This is a genomic window from Amphritea sp. (assembly GCF_050300915.1).
Classification (GTDB): Bacteria; Pseudomonadota; Gammaproteobacteria; order Pseudomonadales; family Balneatricaceae; genus Amphritea.
In genome coordinates, this window is the sequence record NZ_JBNKYN010000118.1 from 1 (window position 1) to 9,875 (window position 9,875).

The 9,875-nt window shown below is 50.0% G+C and carries 10 protein-coding genes; 3 read left to right on the forward strand and 7 right to left on the reverse strand.

The genetic code is table 11. The features are described 5' to 3' along the window. From pqqB to ACQY8X_RS19965, 5 genes are all read right to left on the reverse strand, one after another. Nucleotides 1–669 (reverse strand): pyrroloquinoline quinone biosynthesis protein PqqB (pqqB, locus tag ACQY8X_RS19945; RefSeq protein WP_428036889.1); only part of this gene is annotated, 669 nt, incomplete at its 3' end. A gap of 286 nt (nt 670–955) precedes the next feature. After that, complete coding sequence (locus ACQY8X_RS19950; protein WP_428036890.1) at nt 956–3,004, reverse strand: sigma-54-dependent Fis family transcriptional regulator; 2,049 nt, start codon at nt 3,002–3,004, stop codon at nt 956–958. Between the two features lie 427 nt (nt 3,005–3,431). Next, nucleotides 3,432–4,229 (reverse strand): substrate-binding periplasmic protein, encoded by a 798-nt coding sequence (locus ACQY8X_RS19955; protein ID WP_428036891.1) that lies wholly within the window; start codon nt 4,227–4,229, stop codon nt 3,432–3,434. Between the two features lie 23 nt (nt 4,230–4,252). Then, nucleotides 4,253–4,678, reverse strand: a complete 426-nt coding sequence (locus tag ACQY8X_RS19960) for a c-type cytochrome (RefSeq protein ID WP_428036892.1) — start codon at nt 4,676–4,678, stop codon at nt 4,253–4,255. 74 nt (nt 4,679–4,752) lie between these two features. After that, entirely contained in the window at nt 4,753–6,417 is a 1,665-nt protein-coding gene (locus tag ACQY8X_RS19965; protein WP_428036893.1) for a pyrroloquinoline quinone-dependent dehydrogenase, read from the reverse strand. Nucleotides 6,418–6,872: 455 nt separating this feature from the next. Here ACQY8X_RS19965 and pqqA point away from each other — a divergent pair, with 455 nt between their 5' ends. The 3 genes from pqqA to ACQY8X_RS19980 all read left to right on the forward strand — a co-directional run bounded on the left by pqqA (nt 6,873) and on the right by ACQY8X_RS19980 (nt 9,159). Further along, nucleotides 6,873–6,947: a pyrroloquinoline quinone precursor peptide PqqA gene (gene pqqA, locus ACQY8X_RS19970; protein WP_075107990.1), complete on the forward strand. Its 75-nt coding sequence runs from the start codon at nt 6,873–6,875 to the stop codon at nt 6,945–6,947. A 379-nt stretch (nt 6,948–7,326) separates the two neighbouring features. Further along, nucleotides 7,327–7,833 (forward strand): VOC family protein, encoded by a 507-nt coding sequence (locus ACQY8X_RS19975; protein WP_428036894.1) that lies wholly within the window; start codon nt 7,327–7,329, stop codon nt 7,831–7,833. 84 nt (nt 7,834–7,917) lie between these two features. Further along, nucleotides 7,918–9,159 (forward strand): HupE/UreJ family protein, encoded by a 1,242-nt coding sequence (locus ACQY8X_RS19980; RefSeq protein WP_428036895.1) that lies wholly within the window; start codon nt 7,918–7,920, stop codon nt 9,157–9,159. A gap of 67 nt (nt 9,160–9,226) precedes the next feature. Here ACQY8X_RS19980 and ACQY8X_RS19985 read toward each other — a convergent pair whose 3' ends face one another. Together ACQY8X_RS19985 and ACQY8X_RS19990 are read right to left on the reverse strand one after the other, a co-directional pair. Further along, on the reverse strand, nt 9,227–9,532 hold the full coding sequence (locus ACQY8X_RS19985) for a chaperone modulator CbpM (RefSeq protein WP_428036896.1): 306 nt from the start codon (nt 9,530–9,532) through the stop codon (nt 9,227–9,229). Then, on the reverse strand, nt 9,529–9,875 hold a 347-nt coding region (locus ACQY8X_RS19990; RefSeq protein WP_428036897.1), incomplete at its 5' end, for a DnaJ C-terminal domain-containing protein. The genes ACQY8X_RS19985 and ACQY8X_RS19990, both read right to left, overlap by 4 nt.

Consider the following 9,875-nt stretch of genomic DNA (forward strand, 5'->3'; position numbering starts at 1 on the left):
ACAGTCCGCGTCTTGCATAATCGGTTTGAGGTGGGGTTCAATCTGGCCGAGACCAGGGGCATAGAACAGAGTTTTCCCGCTGCGGGTATCTTCTATCAGGATACCTATATTGTCCCCGGGGTGGGGATCGTTGCGATGCGGTGAATAGGGTGGAGCACTGCTGAGCAGCGCGACCGCTGTCAGTTTCAGTTCGGGGACCTGAGGGATCACAAAGCTGTTAGCGCCCTCGTCTGCCGCTCCCCCGACAGGAATGCGGTTGCGTTTGATGCCGCCATTCCAGTGTTCCAGCATCTTAAAGATGGGGAAACCGGTGGTCAGATCCTGATACACCATATCGGTACACCAGACCTCATGGGGGCAGCCTTCACGCAGCATCAGCAGACCGGTGGTATGGTCTATCTGGCTGTCCATGAAGACAATCGCCGCAATACCGGTATCACGAATTTTACGATTCGGTTGCATCGGGGCGAAGTCCGCCAGCTGCTGGCGAATATCCGGTGAGGCATTAAACAGAATCCAGTCTTCACCGTTGGCACTCACTGCGATGGAGGACTGTGTCCGGGATCTGGCATTGAGGGTTCCGGCCCGATAGCCAGCGCAGTTGCGGCAGTTACAGTTCCACTGAGGAAAACCGCCGCCCGCTGCGGAACCAAGAATCTGAATTTTCATTGTTATTCTTCTGTTGGGTGACTGTCAGTCATCCAGCCAGCGTGTCTGGCTAAATGCTCACCAGATACAAAAGCAATAACCAAGCCATAATATAAGACTTTGATTTTTATGAGTTAGGAATAAACGCCTTAATGAAAACAGATCGGCAGCAACACTCTGCTCGCTCACTATGCGACACTCTGAGTCAACCCGTTAAGGCTTATCAACCGCACCCCACGGCCTGCTGAAAAAACAAAAAAACCATGCAAAGAAGCATGGTTTTTTCAGATGGAAAAATACCGCAGGATCACACCAGAGAATCTAACTCGTCTGCGTTAGCATCGATAAAAAGATTAAACTTTTTAATCTTACGATGTAATGTTGAGCGACTGATACCCATCGATTTGGCCGCCCGGGTGACCACCCAGCGGTTTTGCTTCAGTACCCGCTCTAACTCTTCCTTTTCTGACAGCTCCTGCCTTGCAGAAACCGCTTCACTCGGTGCCCCCGACATCGAGACCATCCGTGACGGAGGAGCATAAGCGAACTGATCTGACGGGTGACCAATCACTACAGGCGCAGCAAACACCTCATCAGGAAGATCATCAACCTGAAGCAGGTCCCCCTCACGCATACACATCGCGTACTGGAGTACATTTTTCAACTGACGGATATTGCCCGGCCACTGATAACGGCAGAGCACTTCCAACGCCTCGGGAGCAACCTGCACATTGTCAGCATTATCTTCATCCATGCACAGAGCACGCAGAACCTTTTCGATAATAACCGGTTTATCTTCCCGTTCACGCAGGCTTGGCAAAGCGATCTGAAAACCGCTGATGCGGTAAAACAGGTCTTCGCGGAACTCACCACTGCTAACCAGCTCTTTCAGATCACGGTGGGTTGCACAGATTACATTCAGGCTGACCTTTACCGGGTTAACCTCACCCAACGGAATAATCTCACTTTCAGCAAGAACTCTTAGCAGGCTGGCCTGCAACTCAATCGGCATATCACCGATCTCATCAAGAAACAGTGTACCGCCATTACTGGCCTGTATTTTACCCACTTTGCCAGCTTTCAACCCACCGGTAAACGTACCGGCACCATAGCCAAACAACTCACTCTCAATCAACGATTCAGGAATCGCGGCACAGTTAAGCGTGATGAACGGCTTGTCTGCACGATCACTGCTGTCATGCAGCGCACGGGCCCACACCTCCTTTCCGGTGCCGGTTTCACCCTGCAGCAGGATGCTGATACCTTTGTTAACCATACGCTGGCAGCGACTGGCTTGCTTCAACAGCTGAGGCTCTTCTCCGGCAGCGTAAAACAGAGGAGTATCGCCAGCCTGATCAGCAGAAACCGCTTTTTTAGCAATCTCCCTGTTTGCTCCTGAGCGTTTAGACACCGCCCCCGGAGACGCGTGCAGCTGCGCTTCAAACGCTGAGTTTTGTAACCGGGTCGCATAAAGCTTGACTGGTTTATCACTGACAGAGACAAAAAGTTCCACAACCCCCGCTGACTCCAGTTGCTCAACACTCTGGCCGAACGCTTCCTGAAATTTGCGCCCCACTAACTGATAACGGTCCCGACACCCCAGTGTCAGCAACAGCGGTGTGGTCGCAGCGATAATGGTATCGCTGTCGTTTACCGCGATAAGAGCGTTAGTCTCAGGCCGGTGAGGAGAGAAAGATAAACTGATAACACGTTGATTAGCATAGGCATTTTTAAAAACAATCGCCTCTATCTCGTCAGCTGTTTCACACACAAGGTTGAGTGCCAAAGCCTGATAAAGCCGGTTTCCTGAGGCATAGGTAGAGATATCCAGTGCGCCAAAGGGCGTTCCATCCGGCGAGATTAATGGCGCTGCAGAGCAACTGAAATTATGCAGGTTGAAACCGTAATGTTCCTCTGCAAACACGGTCACCGGTCTGCACTCGGTTAAGCAGGTTCCCAGACCGTTCGTGCCAACAATTTTTTCTGACCACAGAGTTCCCTGGCGCAACCCTTTTTGTTCAAGGTCATGGCTGATATTGGAATCGGCATAGGATTTAACCACCACCCCTTCGGTATTCGTTATCAGCACCGCATAACCACTCTGCTTGGAAACCGTTCTGATCTTATCAAAAACCTCTTCGGAATCGCTCAGAAGCTTTTCCATCGGTTCCCGACGCTGTCTGACTTCGGACTCAGAAAGAGAGACCAGCTCGACATTAGAATCAGGGGACATTTTGTATTGATCACGACAGCGTTGCCAGGAACTCTGTATATACTTGTCAGTACTGCTCTCTCCTGGCTCCCGTATGGTTACAGACTTCGCATTCTTATCAGAATAACCTGTATTTGAAGACATCTATTCACCTGTTCACTCCCTGTCTTTGCAGTTCAGCATCAGACAAGGGTCATTTTTATATTTATTTAGTGTCAAGTTGTACAACCCCACAATAACCCTAAATTACTCCTTTTTGTCTTTTAAAAAACTATACTTTGGCACCAAAATACCTCAACCCAATATAGCATACATTCATTGAAACTCAGTATTTTGCCCCTTAGGAGACATTCGCCCGTTACGATGATTCGCTCTCCCCTATCTGAGAGCCCCTTCCCGCTCTCCTGCATCACTCAATAAAAACTCACTACATTTGTCAGCGAAATATCTCCCCAAACCAACCTTATACGGCGAAGACAGAATGCAAAAAAGGAGCGCGAATAAGGCGCTCCAAACTCTGCCTTGGGTAAGCAGAAACAGAGATCACAAACACGAGTAGCCCTGAGAATAGTTATTTCAGTCCATATCGAGCCAGGATGTTCGCTAGAGACCCATCTGACCTCATCTCAGCCAGCAGCTGATTGAAACCGTTACGTGAGTCATCGTCCGACCTGCGCAATCCCAGCGCATAATCGTAGTTCAACTGTGTAGCCAGAATACGCTCAGCATCAAATACCTGCAGTTTGCCCCGATCTGCCTGAAACCACCCGGCAGACACGTTGGTCACCACAGCCGCATCAATCAAGCCATCAGCGAGCGCCTGTAAACGGCTGGCCTCATCGGCAAAACGGACCGCGATGCTGATATGATTTACGGCTAACGCATGGGATGCGATGCTACCCGGTGAAACGCCGACAACCAGCGGTTTGAGATCCTCAACACTGTTGATAATCGGGCCGTCATCACGGGTAACCAGCTTAAACTCCAGACGCAGATAGGGATCGGTTATCAGCAGATATTTTGAATCCCCATCTTCAAGCCGGGCTACCCCGGCATAAAAATCACAACCGACTTTTTTAGCCTGACGCTTAGAAAAAATCCAGGACACATTCAGGGCAACATCCAGCTTTTCCGCAATCGCCCTGGCGATATCGATCTGAAATCCTTCGGCGCTATCACCCCGCTGAGAAAATGGCATCTGTTGCGGATTAGCACAGAGGTTGATGGCACCGCTGGATCTTATCTCACTCAACGCCTGGGCCTGGGCAACCGGACTGGTGATCCAGCAGGCCAGCAACAGGCAGCGGATGATGGCTGTATTTGTCCGGGTGAAAAATCGGGTGATCAGCCTTCCTGTTTGTCTACACATATCTGACACCTCAGTATTGATTATTATTTTTCTTCACTCAGGGAGAGGATATAGGTGACCAACTCCCAGCGCTCTTCTGGGGTGAATGTCCTTTTCCAGGGTGGCATCACGAGTGAACCACGTTTCTTCCCTTTGGTAATGGTTTTGAACAGGTAGTCCGCATCAAAATCACGCCCCTGCAGCATCTTTGCTTTACCACCAGAGCCTTTATTGCCATGACAGTACACGCAGGTCTGGTTGAAACGATGCTCACCATTAGCAACCGATATACCCTCTTTACTGAACACTTTCGCCTTCATTTCGGCTACGTATTCAGGGTCTTCCAGATTTTTTTTCTCTGTTTTGTTCTCTCCCCCGGTCACCGGTGGTGCCACCGCATAGGCAAAGCCACTCAGTAGTGCGATAACAAAAACGCCATACCGGATCGGTCTGAATAAACTCACTGACATAACAACTCTCTCCCACTGAATAAACTGGAAAAAAGGGGGTTGCGACAACGCCACAACCCCCAATGCGGAACTAACTAGTCTTCCAGCGTGAATGCGACCAGTGCTGCACCGCCGGGTAATCCGCTGACTTCAGGGAAAGCACTGGCCATAAAGCCTGGTGCTTGAGAACCAAAACCGGTGGCCGCCAGAATGTACTGTTTGCCATTGACCGAATAGCTGACAATACCGCCGCGGAGACCGGAGCCAGCATTGAAGTTCCAGATCTCTTTGCCGTTCTCTGCGTTATAACCATGGATTACGCCGTAGGGGTCGCCATTGAACACCAGATTACCGCCGGTGGTCAGAACACTCCCCAGACCCGGCAGCGGATAATCAACAGACCATTTCAGCTTACCGGTAATAGGATCACGGGCATCCAGTCGGGCAGAGGCTTTTTTACCCGGAGGCGGAACCGCCACCAGCTTACTGACGCCCAGATAGAGTCCGGCGATACCGACACTTTCATGTTCCTGAGGCGCAGGTACGACAACGTTGCACACCTCCATTGCGTTGGTGTACCAGAGACCGGTGTCAGGGTTGTAGGCACCATGGTTCCAGCTACGGGCGCCCAGCAGATAGGGGCAGATGGTCGTTTCTTTGCCTTCAGGCATATCCACCCGGCCGATCAGTTCACCGGTTTTCGGGTTGATCCCTTTAACAAAGTTGATGTTTTCTGCCAGCGGCCAGACATTCTCAACCTTGCCGGTATCCTTCTCCAGGACAAACACATAACCGCTTTTATTAAGATGCACTAATACATCTTTACCATTCATTTTGAGGCTCAGGGCTTCATAAGCCGCATCGTAATCCCAGACATCATGAGGGATCTCCTGATAAGCCCACTTCAGCTTACCGGTCTTCGGCTCAATCGCCAGCAGACTGGCACTGTACTTGTTATCCCCTTCCCGCTCAGCACCGTAGAAATCAGGAGCGGCATTGGAAGTACCAATAAAGATGGTGTCAGTTTTTTCATCATAGGTACCCGGCAACCAGGCACCACTACCGCCCACCTCACCGGAATCACCCGGCCAGCTCTTAGGGTCATCTTTTTTCAGAATATCGAAGGTCCACATCCTTTCGCCGGTGATGGCATTAACCGCAAAGATTTTACCCTGGGTTGGCTGATCACCACCGGTGGTTCCGCCAAACAGAACATCACCCGCCAGCTGGGGAGGCGATGAGAAAAGACAGCCGTAACACTTCTCCTGATCAGTAATCTGCGTTGACCATTTCTCTTTACCGGTTTTCTGATCCAGGGCGATAAAGCGGCCATCCAGTGATCCGATATAGACATTTCCATGGCCCACGGTTACACCACGACTGGCCGCCACATAGAACACCTCATCAACAATCGCATCCAGATCGGCCTGGTAGTGCCAGATCTGCTTGCCGGTGGCAGCATCCAGAGCAAATACGTTATTGTTTGGCCCGATATAATAAGCAACACCATCAACAACGATCGGCGTTGCCTGCAGGCCCATCTGGATATCGCCCGGCTGATGAATCCAGGCAACTTTCAACTTCTTAATGTTGTCTGAATTAATCTGATCCAATGGACTGTAACGCCAGGCATCGGATGTTCGATGGTATTGCGGCCAGTCGTTAGGGCTCTCTGAAGATGCATTCACAGCGGTAATACCCGACAATGCAATCGTTGAGGTAATACATGCGGATAGCGCTAGCTTTTTTATTTTAATCACTTCTCGTTCTCCATCTATCTATATCATGCAGGCTCACCCACCCGGGCCAGCCCACCACTACACATAAGACAGAAACGCAACATATAGGCCAACATTAATCCCGGCCGCTTAAAAAACTATCAACATATTGATATATATGTACTTTTTTATCTGACAGAAGTTAATAACTAAAGCTGATACAAGAGGTGCTACAGCGTTAAAGCAGTATGACAATACAGACCGTGTCAGCAGATGACACAGTCTGTGCTACCCCGCAACATGCGCTGACGACCGGTCTCCTCAAGCTGACACTGCGTTCACCGCGACGCCTCAGTTAATCACCCTCAACGATTGTGAAAACCGGGTTATTGCGTAAAACAATCCCAACGGATCGTTGGGCGGGTACGATCTTTGCTTTACTTATCGGTGACATTCAACGTCACGTTATGCATTCATACATAAATGAGGAAAATAAAATGAACTGGACAAAACCAGCCTATAAAGATCTGAGAATTGGCTTCGAAGTCACGATGTACTTCGCAAACCGTTAATCCATCCGCAAGTATCGCTTAAAATATACGTGCCCCGCCCCCGCTGCAAAGCGGGGGTTCTTGATCAGCTAACTGCACCTGATCAACAGCGTTGAAGCTCCCGCGATGGTTCATCTTTTTACCCTGCCTGACACACCCTGACCCGAAAACTGATACACACTGACTCAACCACAGCGGTCTGAATTGTTACTGCAGCCAGCTGACTCCGTTGTAATTAAAGGCTTGCAGCAATAATCGGCTTCCTGGCACAGGAAATGCGTTTATGAGAATTCACTGTTCATAAACATGGAGAAACAACATGAAAAAAATAAAAATATTCACAGCATCACTATTTTTATTTTCTATATTAACGCAGCAAGCGCAGGCGGGAATACCGGGTATGCGAGGGACTCAGCATCTGGGGATTACCGTCCCTGATGTCGAAGAAGCGACCGCTTTCTTCAAAGATGTCATCGGTTGCGAGTCTTTTTATTCAATTGGCCCTTTCGGTCCATTTGAAAATGACTGGATGACAGAAAATCTCAACGTAGACAAAAAAGCGGTGATCTCCACTGCCCATCTGATGCGTTGTGGTAATGGCGTCAATCTGGAGATCTTTCAATACACCGCTCCCGATCAAAGAACGACTCTTCCGCGTAACAGTGACATTGGTGGACACCATCTCGCCTTCTATGTCGACGACATGGAGCCTGCCGTTAAGTACCTGGAAGAGAAAGGGATTAAAGTGCTGGGCAAGCCACATACCTTCACTGATACCGGCATGAAAGGACTGACCTGGGTGTACTTTATGGCGCCATGGGGCATGCAGCTGGAGATCGTCAGCTACCCATATGGGCAGGGCTATGAGAAAGAGATGGGAGGCAGAATGTGGGACCCTCGCTACTGATAATATCTTAGCGATTCAACTTACAAATACGGTCACTAATAGCATCACCTTCGGGTAATGCTATTAGCCAAAACGGTACCGATTATGAAGACAATACTCACCCTGTTTTTCCCCACGATATGTGCCTTGTTTAGCGCCGCGGCTAACGCTCATTTCACCCACTTTGAGCCCAGAATTATCCACCTGTATCAGGAACATCAAGACACCGTTATTCTGCTGCGTATGCCACTCCCGCTGGTGCTTCTGGATAACAGCTGGCAAGGGATAAAGAGTCAGCAGGCGATCCCGTTTACTCACAGAGTCGCCACTGCAGAGAACACTGAATATCTGCTCAATCACAGCGAGATCAAAACCAACCTGGAACGATTAAAACAGTTGATCTCATCAGGATACCGCATAAAAAAACAGGGTAAGAGCCAGAATTATCGTATTGAATCGATCAATATTTTCAACTCCGACAGCCGTAAACCCTTCAGTAGTTTAGACACCGCCCAGAGCAACTTTAACGGCGATATTACGATCAGTGAGGATGCCCTCTCGCTATTCGACGCGGGTCTGGATATCCGGCTGCGGCTAGTGGATACCTCATTAAACACCGATGAAATCAATATCAGCAGTATTCTGGGGGATAGATTCAATGCCATTAACCGCCTGGCGAATATTATTAACCTCTATCGGGATGGTGAGAAAACATCTGTCACCACCGTTGGGATTCTCGATTATTCAACCACCCGCCTGCCGACGTTAACCAGTAAACTGATCAATGGGTTTAACAGCGGTTTCAGTCATATACTGATTGGCACCGACCATATACTGTTTATCCTGTTACTGTTTTTCAGTGCTACTGGCTTTATCAGACTGCTGTCACTGGCCACCGCATTCACTCTGGGGCACTCATTCAGCCTGCTGTTCGGTCATAATCTGGCGATCTCATCTCCAGCGTTCACCCCGGGCATCGAACTGCTTATTGCACTGACTATTTGCGTCACTGCAATCCTGTTGCTGTGCCAGAAAGCGCAGCATATCGGCACTACCCCGATACTGATTATCGGCGTTATCCACGGCTTTGGCTTCTCCTTTGTGTTTAACGAGCTGGCTAAAGAGGGTTCACAAACCAGCGCCATTAACCTGCTATCGTTCAATATCGGTATCGAAGCGGGGCAACTGTTTATCTACAGTCTGGCGTTTGTCTTAACCGCAATGTGTAAAAGATATCTGACCTTCGAAAGGCCGCTGTACGTCTACGTATCGGTGTTCACGCTGATGGTGTCAGCCTATTGGATCGTCACCCGTTCGATCCCGCTGCTGGAAACGATACAGGCCTGACAAGTGTTCCAGGCCAGGCGGAGAAAAGGGCGCATAAACGCCCTTTCGCACATCGCCTGAGAGCCGTTTACAAATCGACAAAGCGGCTCAGACGACTCTGCAGATAGCGATTCTGTTCGCGCAACTGCTCAACCTCATTGAGTAACTCTATTGCCAGGGCGATGCCCGCCCAATTGACATCCAGATCACGATGCAGGCGCACCGCTTTCTTCGTCAGAACCAGCATCGCGGGGCTAAACAGCCACTCACCGGGGGTATCACCAACCGGCTCGACAATACCCTGTTCGATAATCTCAACGACCATACTTTCGGCCACACCGGTTTGCAGGCAGAGCTCGGAGAAACTCAGGTAGGTTGCTTGCTGATCGCTCATGATGCATCACTCCACTCGGCTCGGGGATCGAAAGGTGTCAGTTCCGCCAGCTGTTGCCAATGAGTCCTGGCAGACTCGCTCCCTGACGGGGGCATCACCACTTTTAAGACCGCATAAAGGTCCCCCTGATGCTGGCGACCGGGCAGTCCTTTACCCTTCACCCGCAGACGCTGACCACTCTGACTGTTGGCCGGAATGGTCAGTTTAATCTCGCCCGTCAGCGTTGGCATGGTTACCTTACAACCCAGCGCCGCCTCCCAGGGAGCCACCGGCACGGTGATAATCAGGTTATGCCCCTCGACATCAAACAGTGGATGAGGCACCAGTCGAATTCGCAGATAGA

Excerpts from the sequence above, each read along its gene's own strand:
- ACQY8X_RS19950 (WP_428036890.1), bottom strand. The coding sequence starts at position 3,004 with ATGTCTTCAAATACAGGTTATTCTGATAAGAATGCGAAGTCTGTAACC.
- ACQY8X_RS19955 (WP_428036891.1), bottom strand. The coding sequence starts at position 4,229 with ATGTGTAGACAAACAGGAAGGCTGATCACCCGATTTTTCACCCGGACA.
- ACQY8X_RS19960 (WP_428036892.1), bottom strand. The coding sequence starts at position 4,678 with ATGTCAGTGAGTTTATTCAGACCGATCCGGTATGGCGTTTTTGTTATC.
- ACQY8X_RS19975 (WP_428036894.1), top strand. The coding sequence starts at position 7,327 with ATGCGAGGGACTCAGCATCTGGGGATTACCGTCCCTGATGTCGAAGAA.
- ACQY8X_RS19980 (WP_428036895.1), top strand. The coding sequence starts at position 7,918 with ATGAAGACAATACTCACCCTGTTTTTCCCCACGATATGTGCCTTGTTT.
- ACQY8X_RS19985 (WP_428036896.1), bottom strand. The coding sequence starts at position 9,532 with ATGAGCGATCAGCAAGCAACCTACCTGAGTTTCTCCGAGCTCTGCCTG.